We start from the raw sequence: 21,444 nt of genomic DNA, 5'->3' as shown, positions 1-21,444 counted from the left end.
GGCCCGCGCCGCCACCAGCCGGCAGGCGTCCTCCAGGGTGAACACGCCCGCCACATGGGCCGCGGCGATCTCACCGATGGAGTGCCCGGCCACGAAGTCCGGGGTCAGTCCCCATGATTCGGTGAGCCGGAAGAGCGCCACCTCGACGGCGAACAGCGCGGGCTGGGTCCAGCCGGTCTCGTCCAGCAGCTCCGACTCGAAGGTGCCGGGCTCGGCGAACAGCACCTCGCGCAGCGGGAATTCCAGCTCGGTGTCGAGATGGGCGAGCACCGCGTCCAGCGCCTCGGCGAAGACGGGGAACCGCCCGTACAGCTCACGGCCCATCGCGCCGCGCTGGCTGCCCTGGCCGGAGAAGAGGAACGCGGTCCCGCCGGGGGCGCGGCCGGCCGCTCCGCGTGCGATCTCCCGTACGCCGTCGGGTCCCGCGAGCAGTACCGCGCGGTGCGGGAAGACCGTACGGTCCGTGGCGAGGGAGTGCCCGATGTCCACCGGGGAGAGTTCGGTGCCGGCGGCGAAGGCGGTGAGCCGGCCGATCTGCGCCTGGAGCGCCTCACGGGTCCTGCCGGACACGATCCACGGCACGGCCGCGGGAAGGGTGCCCGGTACGGCGGCGGGAGCGGCGGCCGGGGGCGCCGCTTCGACGGCCGGTGCCTGTTCCACGATGACATGCGCGTTCGTCCCGCTGACACCGAAGGCCGAGACCCCGGCCCGGCGCGGACGGCCGGTCTCGGGCCAGGCGACCGCCTCGCGCAGCAGTGACACCGCGCCGGAGGACCAGTCGACATGCGCCGAGGGGGTGTCGATGTGCAGGGTCTTCGGCAGGGTGCCGTGCCGCATGGCGAGCAGCATCTTGATGACGCCCGCGACCCCGGCCGCCGCCTGGGTGTGACCGATGTTCGACTTGACCGTGCCGAGCAGCAGCGGGCGCTCCCGGTCCCGGCCGTAGGCGGTCAGCAGGGCCTGGGCCTCGATCGGGTCGCCCAGTGTCGTGCCGGTGCCGTGCGCCTCCACGGCGTCCACGGCGTCGGGTGTCAGTCCCGCGTCCGCGAGCGCCTGGCGGATCACCCGCTGCTGCGAGGGGCCGTTGGGCGCGGTGAGCCCGTTGGACGCGCCGTCCTGGTTGACGGCGGTGGCGCGGATGATTCCCCGGACCTCGTGGCCGTTGCGTACGGCGTCGGAGAGCCGCTCCAGGACCAGGATGCCGACGCCCTCGGACCACGCGGTGCCGTCGGCGCTGTCGGAGAACGCCTTGCACCGGCCGTCGGGGGCGAGACCGCCCTGGGCGGAGAACTCGACGAAGGAGTCGGGACCGGACATCACGGAGACCCCGCCCGCGATCACCAGCGAGCACTCCCCCGCGCTCAGCGCCTTGCCGGCCCAGTGCAGGGCCACCAGCGAGGACGAGCAGGCCGTGTCGACGGTGACGGCCGGGCCCTCCAGACCGAGCGCGTAGGAGAGCCGGCCGGACATGACGCTCGCGGTGTTGCCGGTGGCCGCGTATCCCCGTACGTCGGAGGCGGAGCGGCGCAGTACGTCGGCGTAGTCCTGGCCGTTGGTGCCGACGAAGACCCCGGTGGTGGAGCCGCGCAGGCCCGACGGGTCGATCCCGGCCCGCTCCAGCGCCTCCCAGGTGGTCTCCAGCAGCAGCCGCTGCTGTGGGTCCATGGCCAGTGCCTCACGGGGTGAGATCCCGAAGAAGCGGGCGTCGAAGTCGGCGACGCCGGTGAGGAATCCGCCCTGGAGGGTGTCCGAGGCGCCCGCGCCGAGCGCCCCGAGGTCCCAGCCTCGGTCGGCGGGGAACGCGGTGATGCCGTCCCTGCCCTCGTCGAGCAGCCGCCACAGTTCCTCGGGCGAGTCGGCCCCGCCGGGGAAGCGGCAGCTCATGCCGACGACGGCGATCGGGTCGTCGGCCTGGGGCCGGTCCGCCGCGACGGGCGCCGCCGTTTCGGGCAGCGTGCCGAGCAGCTCGGCCAGCAGGAAGTCCGCCAGCTCGCGCGGGGTCGGCAGATCGTAGACGAGCGAGGCGGGCAGGCTCAGCCCGGTCAGGGCGGCGAGTCCGTTACGGAGTTCGAGCGTGGTCAGCGAGTCGAAGCCGAGATCACGGAAGGCACGGTCGTCCTCGATGTTCCGCGCGTCGGAGTGACCGAGCACGGCGGCCACCTGGGCGCGCAGCAGGTCGAGTACATGTCCGGCGCGTTCGGCCTCGGGCAGTCCGGCGAGCCGCTGGCGCAGTCCCGACTCCCCGGCACCGCCGACGGCGGGCGCGGCGGACCGCCGTACCTCGGGCAGGTCCGCGACGAGCGGCAGGGGGCGGCTCGCGGCGAACGCGGGGAGGAAACGGTCCCAGTCGATGTCGGCGATCGCGAGGGCGGTGTCGTCGTGCTCGACCGCCCGGAGCAGGGCGCGTACGGCAGGTTCCGGCGCGAGAGGCTCGAATCCGCCGCGCCGTACGCGGTTCTCGACCCCGGTGGCGTCGGCGGCCATGCCGGATCCGGCCCAGGGGCCCCAGGCGACGGAGAGCGCGGTGAGGCCATGGGCCCGCCGGTACTCGGCGAGCGCGTCCAGATAGGCGTTGGCGGCGGCGTAGTTGCCCTGTCCCGCCGCGCCGATGACACCGGCCGTCGAGGAGAAGAGCACGAACGCGGAGAGATCCAGCTCGGCGGTGAGCTCATGGAGATGGTGTGCCGGGACCACCTTGGAGCGCAGGACGGCGCTGAAGCCGTCCGGGGTCAGCGCGTCCACGGTGGTGTCCTCGACCACCCCGGCCGTATGGATCACCGCGGTGAGCGGGGCGTCCTCGGGTACGGCGGCGAGCAGGGCGGCCAGCGCGTCGCGGTCGGCGACATCGCAGGCGGCGATGGTGACGCCGGCGCCCAGTTCCTCCAGTTCGGCGCGGAGTCCGGCGGCGCCTGGCGCGTCCTCGCCGCGCCGTCCGGCGAGCAGCAGATGACGGGCTCCCTCGCGGGCGAGCCCGCGGGCCACATGTCCGCCGAGGGCGCCGGTGCCGCCGGTGATCAGAATGGTGCCCGCCGGGTCGAACAGGCGCCGCTCGTCCGCCGCTCCGGACGCTCCCGTCCCTCCGGACGCTCCGGTGCCTCCGGACGCTCCGTTCGCTTCCACCGCTCCAGCGGGGCTGTGGGCGAGGCGCCGTACGAAGACGCCGGAGGCGCGTACGGCGCTCTCACCCTCGCCGTCCGCACCGGCCAGGACGCTCCTGAACCGGCGGGCGGCATGGGTGTCGAGCCGCTCGGGCAGATCGACGCAGCCGCCCCAGCGGCCGGGCTGTTCGAGGGCGACGGCACGGCCGAGTCCCCAGACGGCGGCCTGGTCGGGGCTGATCACATGCTCCGAGCGGCCGATGGACACGGCGCCACGGGTGACGCTCCACAGCGGCGCGTCGATCCCGGCGTCGCCGAGCGCCTGTACGGCGACGGTCGTCAGGGGGAGGGCGGCGGGCACCTCGGGGCGGGCCGCGCCGTCGCGGCCCACGAGGGCGAGCAAGGACAGGACCCCGGCGAACTCGCCTTCCGCGGCGCGCAGTCCGGTCAGCCGCTCGGCGAGTGCGGCCCGGTCGGTCCCGGTGACCTCGACGAGGACGGTCTCCGTGCCGAGGGCGGCGACGACCTCCGCGGACCAGGCCGCGTCCTCCGTACGGGCGGGTGCCAGGACGACCCAGCGTCCGGGGAGCGCGGCCGGTGCGGTGGAGCCGGTCCGCGGTTTCCAGACGACCTTGTACCGCCAGGCGTCCACGGCGGACTGCTCGCCCCGGCGGCGGCGCCACGCGCTGAGGGCGGGGACCATCGCGGTGACGGTGCCGTCGTCCAGGCCGAGCGAGGCCGCGAGCGCCGTCACGTCGTCGCGCTCGACGGCCGACCAGAACTCGGCGTCCACGGCGCCGCCGGCGCTCAGCCCCGCCGGGGCCGCGTCCGCCGGTGCCTCGGGCCAGTAGCGTTCACGCTGGAAGGCGTAGCTGGGCAGGGCGATCCGGCGCGCTCCGCCGTCCGCGAAGTACGCGCGCCAGTCGATGTCCGCACCGTTCACCTGTGCGCCCGCCAGCGCGGTGACGAGCGCCCGTACCTCCGGGCGGTCACGGCGCAGAAGCGGCAGCAGGACGGCGGGGGGCGTCCCGGTGGACTCCTCGGGGAGGTTCTCCCGCGCCATGCCGCAGAGCACGCCGTCGGGGCCGAGTTCGAGGAAGGTCCGTACACCGCCCTGGGCCGAGAGCCAGCCGATCCCGTCGGCGAAGCGGACGGTGTCCCTGACATGGCGGACCCAGTACTCGGGGGCGCACACCTGGTCGTCGGTGGCGAGCGCGCCGGTCACATGGGAGACGAGGGGGATGACGGGCGGGTGGTAGGTGAGACTCCGCGCGACCCGGGCGAAGTCGTCGAGCATCGGGTCCATGAGCGGGGAGTGGAAGGCATGGCTCACCCGCAGCCGCCTGGTCCTGCGTCCGTCGGCCGCGAAGGACGCGGCGATGGCGAGTACGGCGTCCTCGGCCCCGGCGACGACCACCGAGGAGGGCCCGTTGACGGCCGCGACCGAGACCCGGTCCCCGGCTTCCGCCAGCAGCGGCAGGACCTCGTCCTCGGCGGCCTGGAGGGAGACCATCGCGCCGCCCTCGGGCAGCGCCTGCATCAGCCGGCCGCGCGCGGCCACCAGGGCGCACGCGTCGGGCAGGGAGAGCACGCCGGCGGCGTGCGCGGCGGCGAGTTCACCGATGGAGTGCCCGGCCAGATAGGCGGGGGTGATCCCCCAGGACTCGATGAGCCGGAACAGCGCGACCTCGACGGCGAACAGCGCGGGTTGCGCGTACACGGTCCGGTCGAGCAGGGCGGCCTCCGCCGAGCCCTCGGCGGCGAACAGGATCTCGCGCAGCGGCCGGTCCAGTTCGCCGTCCACATGGGCCAGTACGGCGTCGAGCGCGTCGGCGAACACGGGGAAACGCCCGTACAGTTCGCGTCCCATGCCGGGGCGCTGGCTGCCCTGCCCGGTGAACAGGAACGCCGTACGGCCACGGCCCGTGCCGCCCCGCACCACGCCCGGTCCCGGCAGTCCGTCGCGCAGGGCCAGCAGACCGGTCAGCACCTCGTCGCGCCCCTCTGCCACGACGGCGGCGCGGCGCTCCAGGCTCGCGCGCGAGGTCGCCAGGGAGAAGGCGAGATCGGCGGGACGGGTCCCTGGCCGCTCCTCCATGAGGGCGAGCAGCCGGCCCGCCTGGGCGCGCAGCGCCGTCTCGTTCCGCGCGGAGACCAGCACCGGCACGGCGCCCGGCGCCGGTTCGCGGTCCTCGGCGGGCTCCTCGGCCGGCTCCGCCGGGGGTGCCTGTTCGAGGATGGTGTGCACATTGGTGCCGCTGATGCCGAACGAGGAGACGGCGCCGCGCCGGGGGCGGCCGGTCTCCGGCCAGTCGGTCTCCTCGGTCAGCAGACCGATGGCGCCGGAGGACCAGTCGACATGCGAGGACGGGGTGTCGATATGGAGCGTCTTCGGTACGACGCCCTGCTGGAGCGCCATGACCATCTTGATCACGCTGGCGGCGCCCGAGGCCATCTGGGTGTGCCCGATGTTGGACTTGACCGAGCCGAGGAGCAGCGGCTGCCCCGGGTCCCTGTCCTGGCCGTAGGTGGTGAGCAGGGCCTGGGCCTCGATGGGGTCGCCCAGCGCGGTGCCGGTGCCATGGCCCTCGATGACATCGACCTCGGCCGGACGGAGTCCGGCGTTGGCGAGGGCCTGGCGGATCACCCGCTGCTGGGAGGGGCCGTTGGGGGCGGTCAGTCCGTTGGACGCGCCGTCCTGGTTGACCGCGCTGCCGCGCACCACGGCCAGTACGTGATGCCCGTTGCGCCGGGCGTCGGAGAGCCGCTCCAGCAGGACGAGACCGACGCCCTCGGCGAGGGTCATTCCGTCGGCGGAGTCGGCGTACGCCTTGCACCGGCCGTCGGCCGCGAGCGCCCGCTGCCGGCTGAAGCCGACGAAGGAGAGCGGGGTGGACATGATGCTCACCCCGCCCGCGAGCGCGAGGGAGCTCTCGCCGTTGCGCAGCGACTGGCAGGCGAGATGCATCGCGACGAGCGAGGACGAGCAGGCGGTGTCGAGGGTGACGGCCGGTCCCTCGAAGCCGAAGAGATACGACACCCGTCCGGAGAGCACGCTGGAGAGCGTGCCGGTGATCGCGTGGCCCTCGGAGCCCTCGGCCGCGTTGGGCACGGCGGAGGCGTAGTCCTGGTAGCTGGCGCCCACGAAGGTGCCGGTCATGCTGCCGCGCCGGCTGACCGGGTCGATCCCGGCGTGCTCGAAGGCCTCCCAGGCCGTCTCCAGCAGCAGCCGCTGCTGGGGGTCCATGGAGACCGCCTCGCGCGGCGAGATCCCGAAGAAGCCGGGGTCGAAGTCGGCGACGTCGTGCAGGAATCCGCCCTGGACGGAGTAGGTCCTGCCCTGCCGGTCGGGGTCCGGGTCGTAGAGCCCCTCGGCGTCCCAGCCACGATCGGCGGGAAAGCCGGAGATGGCGTCGCCGCCCTCCCTGACGAGCCGCCACAGCTCCTCGGCGGAGCCGACCCCGCCGGGGTAGCGGCAGCTCATGCCGATGACGGCGATCGGGTCGTCGTCGGTGGCGGAGAGCGCGGCCGTCACCGGTCCCCCGGTCACCGTACGGGCGCCCGCCATCTCGCTCCCGAGGAAACCGGCCAGCGCGGCGGGGCTGGGATGGTCGAAGACCATGGTCGTCGGGAGCGTCAGTCCGGTGACGGACGCGAGACGGTTGCGCAGCCCGACCGCCGTGAGCGAGTCGAAACCGACATCGCGGAAGGCGCGCTGGTCCGGCAGGGCGTCGGGCGACGAGAGGCCCAGCACGGCCATGGCCTCCGTACGGACCGTCTCCAGCAGCACCCGCTCCCGCTCGGCCGGGGAGAGCGCGCGCAGCCGGGTCACGAACTCGCCCTCGGCGACGGTGCCGGTGGAGCGCTCGGCGGCCTCGGTGATCCTCCGTACCTCGGGCACCTCGGCGAAGAGGGTGCTGGGGCGGCCGGAGGTGAAGACGGGGTAGTAGGTCTCCCAGTCGATGTCGGCGACCGCGATGACGGTCTCCTCGTCGTCCAGGGCGCGCCCCAGCCCGGTGAGCGCGAGCTGCGGGGCCATGAACTCCAGACCGCTGCGCCGGATCGTCCCCGGGTCGACGCGGCCGAGCTGGAGGTCGTCGGCCCAGATGCCCCAGGAGAGGGAGAGCGCGGGCAGACCCCGGGCCCGGCGGTGGGCGGCGAGCGCGGCGAGATACGCGTTGCCCGCCACATAGGCGGCGTGCGCGCCGCTGCCCCACATCCCGGCGGTGGACGAGTAGAGGATGAAGTCGTCCAGTTCGTCGCTGTCGAGGAGTTCGTCCAGCACCTGGGCGCCGGCCACCTTGGCGTGCATGACCCGGGCGAAGGCGTCGAGGCTGGTCTCGGCCAGCGTGTACAGCTCGATCAGCGCGGCGGTGTGGACGACGGTGCGTACCGTACGGCCTTCGGCCCTCAGAGCGGACAGCAGCGCGGCGACGGCCTCGCGGTCGGTCACATCACAGGCGGCGACGGTCGTTTCCGTGCCCAGTCCGGCCAGTTCCGCGACGAGCTCGGCCGCGCCGGGGGCGTCCATGCCCCGGCGGCTCGTCAGCACGAGATGTTCGGCGCCCCGCGCGGCCAGCCAGCGCGCGAGATGCGGGGCGAGCGTGCCGGAACCGCCGGTGACGAGTGTGGTGCCGCGCGGGGTCCAGTCGCGGGCGGGTTCACGCTCGCCGGTCGCGGCGCGCACGATACGGCGCGTGAACACGCCCGAGGAGCGCACGGCGAGCTGGTCCTCCTCACCGAGCGCGCCGGCGAGGGCCGCCGCGAGCCGCCCCGCGGCCCGCTCGTCCAGGGTCGCGGGCAGATCGATGACACCGCCCCAGCGCTGGGGATGCTCCAGGGCCGTCGTCCAGCCCACCCCGGCGACCTGTGCCTGGACGGGTGAGACGAGCGTGTCGGAGCGTCCGGTGGAGACGGCGCCACGGGTGAGGAACCACAGCGGCGCGTCGACCCCGGAGTCGCCCAGCGCCTGGACGAGCGAGACGGTCAGGGCCAGGCCGAGTGCCAGACCGGGGTGGCGTTCCGACGGTGCCTCGGCGGCGGCGAGCGTCGAGACGATCCCCGTGAACCCGGCGAACGCCGCGACCTCCTCGGCCGCGCCGGTCCCGCCACTCTCACCAGTCCCGGCACTCTCACCGAAGTCAGCGGACTCACCGGTCCCGTGCTGTCCGCCGTACTCGGCCAGCCGTGCGGCGAGGACCTCGCGGTCCAGGTACGACTCGTCCAGTACGAGCCGCCGTACCTCGGCACCCTGGCCGCTCAGCGCCTCCACCACATCGGTGTCGTCGTGGGCCTCGGCCGATACCACCAGCCAGACACCGGACAGCGGTGTCTGCGGGACCGTGCCGACCGGTGTCCAGGACTCCCGGTAGCGCCAGGAGTCGACGGTGGAACGGTCCCGGCGCGACCTGCGCCAGGACGACAGCGCGGGCAGCACCGCGGCGACCGAGTCCTCGTCCGTGCCCAGGGCGGAGGTCAGCGCGGAGACGTCCTCCTCTTCGACCGCCGCCCAGAACTCCGCGTCCATGGGGTCCGCCGCGGCCGTACGGTCCGGTACGGGCGGTACGGCCCAGAGCTGTTCACGCTGGAAGGCATAGGTGGGCAGGTCCACACGCCGGGCGCCGGTGTCCGCGAAGAGCACGCTCCAGTCGACCTCCACCCCGCGTACGTACAGCTCGGCGGCGGAGAGGACGAAGCGCGCGAGGCCGCCGTGGTCGCGGCGGAGCGTTCCGCCCGCGACCCCCGGTTCCGGGGTCTCGTCGATCATGTCCTGTACCGGCATGGTCAGTACGGGATGTGAGCTGACCTCCACGAACTTCCGGTTGCCGGCGCCCAGCAGATCACGGATCGCGTCGGCGAAGAGTACGCGCTGCCGGAGGTTGCGGAACCAGTACTCCGCGTCCATCTCCTCCGTGTCCAGCCACGCCCCCGCCATCGTGGAGAAGAACGGCACCTCCGCCGCACGAGGACGCACCGGCCCCAGTACGTCGAGCAGTTCCGCCCGCAGATCCTCGACCTGCGCCGAATGCGACGCGTAGTCCACCGCGATACGACGGACCCGCACCTCCTCACCCGTCAGCTCCGCGAACAACTCGTCCAACGCACCCGGCTCACCCGACACCACCACCGAACGCGGACCGTTAACGGCGGCAACGGAGATCCGGCCGGGCCACGCCTCAAGCCTGCCCTCCACCTCCACCACCGGCAGCGGAACGGACATCATCCCGCCCCGCCCCGCCAGCCGACGCCCGATCGCCTGACTCCGCAACGCCACCACCCGCGCACCATCCTGGAGCGAGAGCGCCCCGGACACCACGGCCGCCGCGATCTCACCCTGCGAATGACCCACCACCGCATCGGGCTCCACACCGTACGAACGCCACAGCTCCGCCAGCGACACCATCACCGCGAACGAGACGGGCTGCACCACGTCCACCCGCTCCAGCGTCGGAGCACCCTTCGCGCCGCGGAGCACATCCACCAGCGACCAGTCCACGAACTCACCCAGAGCCGCAGCACACTCGGCGATCCGCTCGGCGAACACCGGGGACTCGTCGAGGAGTTGAGCACCCATCCCGGCCCACTGAGACCCCTGCCCCGGAAAGACGAACACCGTCCTCCCCTCGACATCCGCGACACCCCGGGCGACCACGGACGACGGTCCGTCCGCCGCCACCGCGCCCAGGACGGCCGGCGGGTCGTCCTCCGCGCCCGGCACGAGTACGGCCCGGTGCTCGAAGACGGAACGGGACGAGATGAGCGAGTGGGCCACATCCAGCGGCCTCGGCGCGGGGGTGTGCGTCTCCATGTACGACAGCAGCCGGGCGGCCTGCTCACGCAGCGCGGAGCCGGTACGGGCCGAGATCACCCACGGCATCACACCGTCCACGACCAGCAGTGGACCGGCTTCCGGTACGGACCCCGGCACGGAACCGGGCGCGGCCGTACCCCCGGACTCCGACGACTCCTCCTCGGCCGGGGCCTGTTCCAGCAGCGTGTGCGCGTTGGTGCCGCTGATACCGAACGACGAGACCGCGCACCGGCGCGGACGTCCCGTCTCCGGCCACTCCACCGGCTCCGACAGAAGCCGGACCGCACCGGACGACCAGTCGACGTGCGACGACGGAGTCTCCGCGTGCAAGGTGCGCGGCAGCACACCATGACGCAGCGCCATCACCATCTTGATCACACCGGCCACACCCGCCGCGGACTGGGTGTGCCCGATGTTCGACTTGACCGAGCCGAGCAGCAGGGCGCGCTCCGGGTCGCGTTCACGGCCGTAGGTGGCCAGCAGCGCCTGCGCCTCGATCGGGTCGCCGAGCGGCGTTCCCGTGCCATGGGCCTCCAGGGCGTCGACGTCCGACGGGTCGAGCCGCGCGTTGGCGAGGGCCTGCCGGATGACACGCTGCTGGGAGGGGCCGTTGGGGGCGGTGAGCCCGTTGGACGCGCCGTCCTGGTTGATCGCCGAGCCACGGATCACGGCCAGTACCGGATGTCCGTTGCGGCGGGCGTCGGAGAGCCGCTCGACCAGCAGGATGCCGACGCCCTCGGCGAGGGTCATCCCGTCCGCGTCGTCGGAGAACGCCTTGCAGCGGCCGTCCTGGGCGAGGGCCCGCTGCCTGCTGAAGGCGACGAAGGGCGCGGGGGTCGTCATGACCGTGGCACCGCCCGCGACCGCGAGCGTGGACTCGCCGTTGCGCAGCGACTGGCAGGCGAGATGCAGGGCGACGAGCGAGGACGAGCACGCCGTGTCGACCGTGACCGCGGGGCCCTCCAGTCCGAAGACGTAGGAGAGCCGCCCGGACAGCACACTGGGGCTGCTGCCCGTGACCATATGGCCCTCGGTCCCCTCCCCCGCACCGAGTCCGTACTCCTGGTAGCTGGAGCCGATGAAGGTGCCGGTGAGGCTGCCGCGTACGGCGCCGGGGGCGATCCCGGCCCGCTCGAAGGTCTCCCAGGTGGTCTCCAGCAGCAGTCGCTGCTGAGGGTCCATCACCAGGGCCTCGCGCGGGGAGATACCGAAGAACGCGGGGTCGAACGCGTCGGCCTCGTGGAGGAATCCGCCCTGTGTCGAGTAGGTCCTGCCCGGCCGGTCCGGGTCGGGGTCGTAGAGCCCCTGGGCGTCCCAGCCCCGGTTGACGGGGAATTCGGACACCGCGTCGACGCCCTGGGTGACCAGTTCCCAGAGCTGTTCGGGGGAGCCGGCTCCGCCGGGGAAGCGGCAGCTCATCCCGATGATGGCGATGGGCTCGTCGTCGGCCGCGCCGGTGGCGACGGGGCCCGCCGCGTCCAGGACGGCGCCGAGGATCTCGGCCCGCAGATACCGCGCCAGCTCCAGCGGGGTCGGATAGTCGAAGACCATCGTGCTGGGCAGGGAGAGTCCGGTGACCGCGGACAGACGCTTGCGCAGTTCGACGGCGGTGAGCGAGTCGAAGCCGATGTCGCGGAAGGCGCGTGCCTCCGGTACGCCGTCGGCGGAGCCGTGTCCGAGGACGGCGGCGGCCTCGCTCCGTACGAGGTCCGCGAGAAGCCGGGTCTGCTCGAGCTCGGGGAGGGCCCGTACGCGGATGGCGAACTCCGAGGCCGTGCCGGTGCCGGTTCCCTCGGCGGCGCCCGTGAGCGCCCGTACCTCGGGCAGGCCGGAGAGCAGGGCGCTGGGGCGTGCCGAGGTGAAGACGGGGGCGTAGCGCTCCCAGTCGACGTCGGCGACCGTCACGGTGGTGTCCTGGCCGAGGACCGCGCGCCGCAGTTCGGTCAGGGCGGGTCCGGACTCCAGCAGGCCGAGCCCCTGCCGTTCGAGGGTGCCGGAGATCGTTCCGTCGGCGGCCATGCCCGCCTCGGCCCAGGGGCCCCAGGCGATGGAGGTGGCGGTCAGTCCCCGGGCGCGGCGGTGTTCGGCGAGGGCGTCGAGATAGGCGTTGGCCGCGCCGTAGGCGCTCTGGCCGCCGCTGCCCCAGACGCCTGCGATGGAGCCGAACAGGACGAACAGATCGAGTTCGCGCTCGCCGAGGAGGGCGTCGAGATGGGCCGCTCCCGCGAGCTTCGCCGAGGTCAGTGCGGCGAATTCGGTGAGCCCGGTCTGTTCGAGCGGTCCGTACTGGCCGACGCCCGCGGTGTGCACCACTCCGGTCAGCTCCCCGTCCGGGATGCCGGCCAGTACGGCGGCGAGCGCGTCGCGGTCGGCGGCGTCGCAGGCGACGATCTCGGCGCGCGCGCCCAGCTCCGTCAGTTCGGCGCGGAGCGCGGCGGCGCCGGGCGCGTCGGGGCCGCGCCGGCTGGTCAGTACGAGCCGTTCCGCGCCCGCGCGGGCCAGCCAGCGGCCCACCTCCGCGCCGAGGCCGCCGGTGCCGCCGGTGATGAGCACGGTGCCCCGGGCGGTGAACTCCCGGGCGGCGGGCAGTTCTCCGACGGGATGGCGGACGAGCCTGCGTCCATGGACCCCGGAGGAGCGCAGGGCCACCTGGTCCTCGCCGTCGGGGGCGTCCTTGACGGCGAGCACTCCGGCGAGGCGCTGCGCGGCGCTCCGGTCCAGCGTCTCCGGCAGATCGACCAGTCCGCCCCAGAGCCTGGGATGCTCCAGCGCGACGGTCCTGCCGAGTCCCCACGCCGCGGCCTGGGCGGGGCGGGTGAGCGGGTCGGCGGGGCCGGTCGAGACGGCGCCCCGAGTGGCGGTCCACAGCCGTCCCCGCGCGCCGGTGTCGGCGAGTGCCTGGACGAGCGCGACGGTCAGGGCGAGCCCGTCGGTGAGCGGCGGGTACGCGGCGCTCGGGCGCTCGTCCAGCGGGAGTACGGACAGGATGTTCGCCGTGCCGTCGTACTCCTCGACGGCCAGCAGCCGTTCGGCCAGTACGGTCCGGTCGGCGCATCCGGGGTCGAGGTCCAGTCGCCGTACGCGCGCGCCATGGGCGCCGAGCGCGCCCGTCAGCTCGTCGAGCAGGGCGGGGTCGGTCGCGTCACTGGTGACGAGCAGCCAGGTGCCGTCCAGGACGGGGGCGGCGGGCCTGCCGAGCGTCACCCACCGGGTGCGGTAGCGCAGCGAGTCGAGCAGGGTCTTCTCCCGGTTGCCGCGCCGCCAGGAGGTGAGCGCGGGCAGCAGGGAGCCCAGGGAGTCGTGGTCCCCCTCGCCGAGGCCGAGGATCGTGGCCAGTTCGTCGGCGTCGCCGCGCTCGACGGCGGCCCACAGACGCTGGTCGCCGGGGTCGGAGACCGTCCCGGCCGGGGCCGCGGTGAGCTGCGGCCAGTAGAACTCGTGCTGGAAGGCGTAGGTGGGCAGATCCACCCGGCGGGCGCCGCTGCCCGCGAAGTAGGCGGACCAGTCGACGGCCGCGCCGTGGGTCTGGAGCCGGGCCAGCGCGGTGGTGACGGCGAGCTGTTCCGTACGGTCCGCGCGGAGCAGCGGGACGAGTTCGGCGTCGTGGGTGTCACCGAGGGTGTCCTGCGCCATGGCGGTGAGCGGTCCGTCGGGGCCCAGTTCGAGGAAGGTGGTCACGCCCGCGTCGCGCAGGGTCGTCACACAGTCGGCGAAGCGGACCGCCGCGCGGACATGTTCGACCCAGTAGTCGGGGGAGCACAGCTGCTCGGCGGTGGCGAGGGCGCCGGTCAGATTGGAGACGAGCGGGATCTCGGGGGGCGCGTAGGTCAGTCCGGCCGCGACGGCGCGGAAGGCGTCGAGCATCCCGGCCATCCGCGGCGAGTGGAAGGCATGGCTCACCCGCAGCCGCCTGGTCTTGCGTCCGAGGGCCTCGAACGCGGCGGTGATCTCCCGTACGGCGTCCTCGTCGCCCGAAACCACCACGGAGGAGGGTCCGTTGACGGCGGCGACCGAGACCCGGTCGGTGAGATACGGGGCCACCTCCTCCTCGGTCGCCCGGACCGCGGCCATCGCGCCGCCGGAGGGCAGCGCCTGCATCAGTTCCGCGCGGGCCGCGACCAGGGCGCAGGCGTCGGCGAGCGAGAGCACGCCCGCGACATGGGCCGCCGCGAGTTCGCCGACCGAGTGGCCCGCGACATAGTCCGGCCTGATGCCCCAGCTCCGTACGAGCCGGTACAGCGCGACCTCGACCGCGAAGAGCGCGGGCTGGGTCCAGCCGGTCTCGTCCAGCAGCGCGGCCTCGTCCGTGCCCTCGGCGGCGAACAGCACCTCGCGCAGCGGACGCTCCAGCAGCGGGTCGAGTACGGCGGCGACCTCGTCCAGTGCCTCGGCGAACGCCGGGAACCGCTCGTAGAGTCCGCGTCCCATGGCGGGCCGCTGGCTGCCCTGCCCGGTGAAGAGCAGCGCGGTCCGTCCGCGCCGCGCCTCGCCCTCGACGACCCCGGCGTCGGGGCGGCCGGCGGCCAGCGCCGCCAGCGACCTCAGCAGTGCCTCACGGTCGCCCGCCACCACGGCCGCCCGCCGGTCGAACCGCGAGCGGGTCGTGGCCAGCGAGAACGCGCCGTCCAGCAGGTCGAGTCCGGGCTCCGCCCGTACGTACGAGAGCAGTCGGGCGGCCTGTCCGCGCAGGGCGTCCCTGGTCCGTCCTGAGATCAGCCAGGGGACGGGTCCCGCCGTGGCGCGCGGGGCGCTCGGCGCGGGGGACTTGGCGGCGGGGGGCTGCTCGATGATGGTGTGGACATTGGTGCCGCTGATACCGAAGGACGAGATTCCGGCCCGGCGCGGGCGGCCGGTCTCGGGCCAGGGCGTCTGCTCGGTGAGCAGTTCCACGGCGCCCTCGGACCAGTCGACGTGCGAGGAGGGCACCTCGGCGTAGAGGGTCCTGGGAAGCGTGCCATGGCGCATCGCCATGATCATCTTGATGACGCCCGCGACCCCTGCCGCCGCCTGGGTGTGGCCGATGTTGGACTTCACCGAGCCGAGCAGCAGCGGACGGGCGGGGTCGCGGTCGCGTCCGTAGGCGGCCAGCAGGGCCTGTGCCTCGATCGGGTCGCCGAGGGTGGTGCCCGTGCCATGGGCCTCCACCGCGTCGACGTCCTCGGCCGACAGTCCTGCGCCGGCGAGGGCCTGGCGGATCACCCGCTGCTGCGAGGGTCCGTTGGGGGCGGTCAGACCGTTGGAGGCGCCGTCCTGGTTGACGGCGGAGCCGCGTACCACCGCGAGGATCTCGTGCCCCGCGCGCCGGGCGTCCGAGAGCCGCTCCAGCACGAGCATGCCGACGCCCTCGGACCAGCCGACCCCGTCGGCCGTGTCGGAGAAGGCCTTGCAGCGGCCGTCGGGGGAGAGTCCCCGCTGCCGGGAGAAGTCCACGAACACCGACGGGGTCGACATCACGGTCACTCCGCCGGCCAGCGCGAGCGAGCACTCCCCCGAGCGCAGCGCCTGCATCGCCCAGTGCAGCGCCACCAGCGACGACGAGCAGGCGGTGTCGACGGTCACGGCCGGGCCCTCCAGGCCCAGGGTGTACGAGACACGGCCGGAGGCGAGGCTCGGCGAACTGCCGCTGCCCTGGAAGCCCTCGAACTCGGGGCTCGCGAGGACCGCGCTGTAGTCGCTGTACATCACCCCCGCGAAGACGCCCGTCGCGCTGCCGCGCAGGGTGAGCGGATCGATGCCCGCCCGTTCGACGGCCTCCCAGGACGCCTCCAGGAGGAGCCGCTGCTGGGAGTCGGTCGCCAGTGCCTCGCGCGGGCTCATCCCGAAGAACTCCGGGTCGAACTCGCCCGCCTCGTGCAGGAATCCGCCGGAGCGGGTGTAGGCCGTACCGGCGTGGTCCGGGTCGGGGTGGTAGAGGGAGTCCAGGTCCCAGCCGCGGTTGGCGGGGAATCCGGAGATCGCGTCCGTGCCCTCGGCGACCAGCCGCCACAGGTCCTCCGGCGACGCCACCCCGCCCGGATAGCGGCAGGCCATGCCCACGACCACGATCGGGTCGTCGGCCACGGCGGCGGTGCGCACCGGCGCGGGAGCGACCGGCGCCGGGTCCGCGCCGAGCAGTTCGCCGAGGAGGTGGGTGACGAGATGCCGGACGGTCGGATGGTCGAAGACCAGGGTGGCGGGCAGCCGGAGCCCGGTCACGGTGGTGAGCCGGTTGCGCAGTTCGACCGCCGTCAGCGAGTCGAAGCCCAGCTCGCGGAAGGGCCGTCCCGCGTCGATGTCCTGACCGCCGGAGTGGCCCAGTACGAGGGCGACCTGTCCCCGTACGAGATCGAGCAGCAGATCGACCCGGTCGCTCTCGTCGAGCCGGCCGAGCCGCTGGGCCAGTCCGCCGGCCGTCGCGGAACCGGAGACCGCGGTCCTGCGCGCGCGGGTACGGATCAACGACCGCAGTACGTGCGGCACTTCGCCCTGTGCGCGGAGTGCGGGCAGATCCAGCCGTACGGGGACGAGGGCGGCCTCGCCGGACGCCAGCGCCGCGTCGAAGAGCGCCCTGCCCTGCTCCACCGGCAGCGGGGGTACTCCGGAGCGGGAGAGCCGCCGCACCTCGGAATCGGCCAGGGAGCCGGTCATACCGCCGGTCGTCGCGCCCGTGAGGTCCCAGGGGCCCCAGGCGAGGGAGGTACCGGGCAGGCCCTCGGTCCGCCGGCGCTCGACGAGCGCGTCGAGGAACGCGTTGCCCGCCGCGTAGTTGCCCTGTCCGGCGCCGCCGAGGACTCCGGCGAGGGAGGAGAAGACCACGAAGGCCGTCAGACCGAGGTCGCGGGTCAGCTCGTGGAGATGCCAGGCCGCGTCGGCCTTGGGACGCAGTACGGTGTCCAGCCGCTCGGGGGTGAGCGAGCCGAGGACACCGTCGTCCAGCACCCCGGCCGTGTGCACCACGGCGGAGACCGGGTGCGCCGCGAGCAGCTCCGCCAGCACCGCGCGGTCCGCCGCGTCGCAGGCGGCGAGGACGACATCGGCGCCCAGGGCGGTCAGTTCGGCGGCGAGGTCGTCGGCGCCCTCGGCCGCCGGGCCCCGGCGGCTGACCAGCAGGAGCCGCCGGGCACCGTGTTCCGCCACCAGATGCCGTGCGAACACCGCGCCCAGACCACCCGTACCACCGGTGATCAGCACACGGCCCTCGGCGTCCCACACCGGTCCGGCCCCGCTGTCGCCCGGGGACCGGCGCACCAGACGTCCGGCGAGGACCTCACCGTCACGGACCACCGTCTGCGGCTCGTCCGTGCCGAGGGCCGCGAGCGGCAGGGCGGCGGGCCGCGCCGGATCGAGGTCGACCAGAGCGAAGGCGCCGGGGTTCTCCGACTGCGCCGAGCGCACCAGGCCCCAGACCGCCGCCGCAGCGAGGTCGTCGCCACCGACCGCGCCCCGGGTCAGGAACACCAGCCGGGAGCCGGCGAACCGCTCCTCGGCGAGCCAGGCCCGCGCGGTGGCGAGGACATCGGCCGTCAGGGTGTGGGCGGCGCGCGCCGCGTCGTCACCCGCCCCGCCGGTCACCGTCACCAGGACCACGGCGGGGACGGGGGACTCCGCCGCCGCCAGCGAGGCGAGATCCGGGTGCCGTTCGGCCGAGGACGCCGTCGCCGGGTCCTCGGTCAGTCCGAACACATCGGGACCGATCAGGGCGACCGGGCCGGGAAGGGGCGGCGCGTGGCGTACGGGCACCCAGTCCAGGGCGAACAGCGCGTCCCGGGCGGCCGTGGCGGCGCCGTCGGGACTCGTCCGCGCGACCGGGCGCAGCACCAGCGAGCCGACGGAGACGACCGGTGCGCCGGAGGTGTCGGCGACGCTGATCGAGACCGCGTCCTCGCCGGCCGGCGAGAGCCGTACCCGCAGCGCCGAGGCGCCGGTCGCGTGCAGCGAGACGCCCTCCCAGGAGAAGGGCAGGGCGCCCCTGCTCTCCGCACCGAGTTCTATGAAGGGGGCCGCGTGCAGCGCCGCGTCGAGCAGCGCGGGGTGCAGTCCGAACGCGTCCGCGCCGTCCGCACCGCCGTCCGCACCGCCGTCCGTGCCTCCCTCGGGGAGCGCGACCTCGGCGTACACCTCGCCGTCGCGCCGCCAGACCGAGCGCAGCCCCCGGAAGAGCGGACCGTATGTGAAGCCGTCCTCGGCGAGGCGCTCGTACAGTCCGTCGGTGGGGACGGGTTCGGCCCCGGCCGGGGGCCAGACGGAGGCGTCGAAGTCCGTGTGCCCCTGCCCCTCGCCCTGCCCCTGTCCCTGCTGCTGCTCGTCGCCGAGGGCGAGCACACCGGTGGCGTGCGGGGTCCACGCCGTCTCGTCGTCGCCCTCGGGGCGTGAGTACACCTGGACGGTACGGCGGCCCGAGTCGTCGGGGGCGCCGACCCAGAGCTGGACCTGGACACCGCCCCGCTCCGGGAGGATCAGCGGGGCGGCCAGGGTCAGTTCCTCGACCCGGTCGCAGCCGACCTCGTCACCGGCGCGCACGGCCAGTTCGAGAAAGGCGGTGCCGGGGAGCAGGGTGGTGCCGCCCACCGTGTGGTCGGCGAGCCACGGGTGGGTCCGGAGCGAGAGCCGGCCGGTGAGCAGGGCGCCTTCGGAGTCGGCGAGGGAGACGGCGGCCGAGAGCAGCGGGTGGTGGGCGGCGCCGAGACCGGCGGCCCGCAGATCGGCGCCCTGGCCCTGACTTCCCCTGGGCCAGTACCTGCGGCGCTGGAAGGCATAGGTGGGGAGGTCGACGCGGCGCGCCCCAGTGGCGGCGAAGTACGCGTCCCAGCGGACGGTGACACCCCGTACATGCAGCCCGGCCAGGGCCGTGGTGAGGGTATGGGCCTCGGGCCGGCCGGCGCGCAGGGCGGGCAGCGCGGCACGCTCCCCCGCACCGTCCGCCGGGCCGCCCGTCGTGCCGTCCGTCGTACCGTCCGGCGTGTCGTCCGGTGTGCCGAGGCACTCCTCGGTCATCGCGGAGAGCACACCGTCGGGGCCGAGTTCGAGGAAGGCGGTCACCCCGTGACCGGCCAGCCAGCGGACCCCGTCCGCGTACCGGACGGCGTGGCGTACATGGTCCACCCAGTAGTCGGGGGAGGTGACCCGGGCGACCGTGGCGGGCTCGCCGGTGAGGTTGGAGACGATCGGTGTCAGCGGGGCCTGGAGGGTCAGCCCCTCGACCACGGTCCGGAACTCGTCGAGCATCGGCTCCATGAGCGGTGAGTGGAAGGCGTGCGAGACCCGCAGCTTCCTGGTCTTGCGGCCCTCCGTGCCGAGACGGGCCGCGATCCGGGTGACGGCCTCCTCCTCCCCCGAGAGCACGAGCGCCGAGGGACCGTTGACCGCCGCGACCGACACGGTGTCCTCGTGTCCGGCCAGCAGCGGGGCGATCTCGTCCTCGGTGGCCTGTACGGCGGTCATGCCACCGCCCGCGGGCAGCGCCTGCATCAGCCTGCCCCGGGCGGCGACGAGCGTGGCCGCGTCGGCGAGCGAGAGCACCCCGGCCACATGGGCCGCGGTGATCTCGCCGACGGAGTGGCCGCTCAGCAGGTCGGGCTTGACGCCCCAGGACTCGACCAGGCGGTACAGCGCGGTCTCGACGGCGAAGAGCGCGGGCTGCGCGTACTCCGTACGGTCCAGCGTCCCGGCGTCCTCGCCCCAGAGGACCTCCCTCAGCGGGCGGTCCAGCAACGGGTCGAGCGCGTCGAGCGCCGCGTCCAGGGCCTGGGCGAAGACCGGGAACCGCGCGTGGAGTTCACGGCCCATGCCGAGGCGCTGCGAGCCCTGGCCGGTGAAGAGGAAGGCGAGTTTCCCCTCGCCGCGGGCGGTCCCCTGGATGAGACCGGCCGACGCGCCGTCCTCGGCGAGGGCGGTCAGCCCGGCGAGCGCGGTGGCGCGGTCGGCGGCGAGGACCACCGCGCGGTGCTCGAAACCGGCCCGGGTGGTGGCCAGTGAGTAGGCGGTGTCGAGGACGGGCGTCCCGGCGGTGGTCTCCAGGGCGGAGAGCAGCGCGGTGGCCTGGGCCCGCAGCGCCTCCCCGGTCCGTGCGGAGACCAGCAGCGGTACGGTGCCGGGCTCGACACGGGTGGCCTCCGCCCCGGCGTCGGCGGCGGTCCCCGGGACGGCGGCGGTCCCCGGGGCAGCCGGGGCCTGTCCCGGCTCCGCCTGGGTCTGTCCGGCGTGCGCCGGGGCCTGCTCGACGATGGTGTGCGCGTTGGTGCCGCTGATACCGAACGAGGAGACGGCGGCCCGCCTGGGCTCTCCCGTCTCGGGCCAGGCGGTGTTCTCGGTGAGGACACGGACCGCTCCCCGCTCCCAGTCGACATGCGACGAGGGCTCGTCCGCGAGCAGGGTGCGCGGCAGCACTCCGTGCCGCATCGCCATGACCATCTTGATCACACCGGCGACACCGGCGGCGGCCTGGGTGTGGCTGATGTTCGACTTGACCGAGCCGAGCAGCAGCGGCCTGCTCCCGTCCCGGCCCTGGCCGTAGGTGGCGAGCAGCGCCTGTGCCTCGACGGGGTCGCCGAGGGTGGTGCCGGTGCCATGGGCCTCGACGGCGTCGATCTGATCGGCCGAGAGACGGGAGTTGATCAGGGCCTGCCGGATGACCTCCTGCTGGGAGGGGCCGTTGGGGGCGGTCAGTCCGTTGGAGGCGCCGTCCTGGTTGACCGCGCTGCCCCGGACGACGGCGAGGATCTCGTGTCCGTTGCGCCGCGCGTCCGAGAGCCGCTCCAGCACCAGCACGCCCACCCCCTCGGCCCAGCCGGTGCCGTCGGCCGTGTCGCCGAAGGAGCGGCAGCGCCCGTCGGCGGAGAGCCCGCCCTGCCGGCCCATCTCGATGAAGGTGCCGGGGCTCGACATGACGGTGACGCCGCCGGCGAGGGCGAGGGAGCACTCGCCCGAGCGCAGCGCCTGGGTGGCGAGATGGACGGCCACCAGGGAGGACGAGCAGGCGGTGTCGACGGTGACGGCGGGGCCGACCGTGCCGAAGGTGTAGGAGATACGGCCGGAGAGCACACTGCCGGTGTTGCCGGTGAGCTGGAATCCCTCGGCGCCGTCGGCGGGCCCGACCCGGTAGTCCTGGGCCATCGCCCCCATGAAGACGCCGGTCTGGCTGCCCTTGACCGAGGCCGGGTCGATACCGGCTCGTTCGAAGGCCTCCCAGGCCGATTCCAGCACGATCCGCTGCTGCGGGTCCATGGCCACGGCCTCGCGCGGCGAGATACCGAAGAAGTCGGCGTCGAAGTCGGGCGCGTCGTGCAGGAATCCGCCGGAGGAGGTCGCGGCGGAGGCCAGTGCCTCGGTGTCCCAGCCGCGGTCGGCGGGAAACTCCGAAATACCGCTCCCGCCGGCCTCGACCATGCGCCACAGATCCTCCGGGCTGCTGACGCCCCCGGGGTAGCGGCAGGTCATACCGATAATGGCGATCGGCTCCTGGGCGGCCGTCTCCAGTTCGCTGACCCGCTGCCGCGTCCTTCGGAGATCGGCGGTCGCAAGCTTGAGGTAGTCCCGGAGCTTCTGTTCGTTGTCCAT

1 protein-coding gene (only partly in view) is annotated in these 21,444 nt (G+C 74.0%); it reads right to left on the bottom strand.

All coding sequences use genetic code 11. The annotated features are described in order from the left end of the window. A protein-coding gene (locus OG214_RS36815; RefSeq protein WP_405987247.1) for a type I polyketide synthase crosses the window boundary here: on the bottom strand, window positions 1-21,444 show its 5' portion. It extends 7,770 nt beyond the left edge of the window; 21,444 of the gene's 29,214 nt are visible here — the first part of the coding sequence; it begins with the start codon at window positions 21,442-21,444; its stop codon lies off the left edge, out of view.

The organism is Streptomyces sp. NBC_00872 (genome assembly GCF_045161915.1).
Classification (GTDB): Bacteria; Actinomycetota; Actinomycetes; order Streptomycetales; family Streptomycetaceae; genus Streptomyces.
Note: the sequence above shows the minus strand (reverse complement) of the source record. Positions and strands in the feature narration are given on the sequence as shown.